General features: G+C 31.9%; 2 protein-coding genes. Both read left to right on the forward strand.

Annotation, left to right across the window (positions count from 1 at the left end; all coding sequences use genetic code 11):
- On the forward strand, nucleotides 1–587 hold a 587-nt coding region (locus tag CPJCM30710_RS17345), incomplete at its 5' end, for an extracellular solute-binding protein (protein WP_212905393.1).
- A 127-nt stretch (nucleotides 588–714) separates the two neighbouring features.
- Nucleotides 715–1,490 (forward strand): carbohydrate ABC transporter permease (locus CPJCM30710_RS17350; RefSeq protein WP_246503581.1); only part of this gene is annotated, 776 nt, incomplete at its 3' end.

Raw genomic sequence — 1,490 nt, forward strand, 5'->3', positions numbered from 1 at the left:
TTAATAGTAAAGAAAATGTAGAAGCCCTTTCCTTTATGCAAAAACTTGTTAAAGAGGGGTTAGTTAGTGCAACTCCAGAGGATAAAGCATTCCAAACAGGAAAAACAGCTATGTTATTACAAGGTTCATGGACAGTTGCTGATCTACAAAAAAATTACAAAGATTTAGATTGGGGTGTTATGCCTTATCCAGTAAGTCCTAAAACAAAGAAGTTACAAGTACCAACAGGATCATGGGGTTTTGCAGTAACATCAAATTGCAAAAATGTAGAAACTGCAGCAAAGGTTGTTGAATGGATGACTAATAAAGAATCAACAATAGCAATAAATAAAGCTATAAGCATGCTGCCAGCAAGAAAATCAGCAGCGGTAGAAATTAAGACATACAATGAAGATGGACCAAACAAAGTATTAATGGATCAATTAATAAAAGGTGGACATGCTAGACCACGTTCAGTAATATATCCTGTAATATCTAGAAGTTTTGAACAAGCTGTAGAAGGAGTTATATACAATAAAGATATACAAAAGACTTTAGATGACAAAGTCCAAGAAATTGAACGTGAAGCTAAAAATCATAAGAAATAAGTCATAAGATACAGCAGTGGCTTACTGCTGCTGTATTTATATTAATATAAAGAGGTGCAGTATATGGGGAAGATCAAAGTAGAAGAAAGAGCAAAAATACAGATTAAGGTGAAAGTAGGTGATTACTGTGGAAGCAAAATTAAGAGTTGAAATAGAAAATAAAGTTCCAGAAGTAAAATTTAAAAAAGTATACAAGTTAAAAGAGACTATATTAGCCTATCTATTTTTATCTCCTGCATTAATAGGAATATGTACGTTTATTTTAATTCCAATTGCTTTATCTATTTCATATGCCTTTACAGATTATTATCTTTTGAAACCCAATGATATACATTTTATAGGTTTAGATAATTTTAAAAACATGGCAAAAGATGACATGGTAATTAGCTCATTTAAGAATACATTACATTTTGTTATTTTAGTAATACCAGTACAAGTAGGATTAGCATTAGGATTGGCTTTATTAATAAATAAAAAATTCAAGTTTAATGCATTTTTCCGTGTTGCTTTTTTTAGCCCTGTAGTTATGTCATTAGTTGTAATTTCAATACTTTGGATGACATTATTAAATCCTAGCTCAGGTTTAGTTAACACTATGCTCCAAAAGGTTGGTTTGCCTGCTCAACCTTTTTTGACAAGTACTGGTCAGGCTATGAACACAATTGTTTTAATGTCGGCATGGCAGGGTGCAGGATATCAAATGATGATATTCCTTGCAGGATTAAAAAATATACCAGCAGATATGTATGAAGCGGCAAGTATTGACGGAGCAACCAAACTTGAACAATTTAGATATATTACATTACCTTCATTAAAACCTACAATGGCATTTGTTTTAATAACAACAATGATAGGGGCATTTAAATTGATAGTTCAACCTATGGTAATGACTAGTGGAGGACC

This window comes from Clostridium polyendosporum (genome assembly GCF_018332455.1).
Taxonomy (GTDB): Bacteria; Bacillota; Clostridia; order Clostridiales; family Clostridiaceae; genus Clostridium_AY; species Clostridium_AY polyendosporum.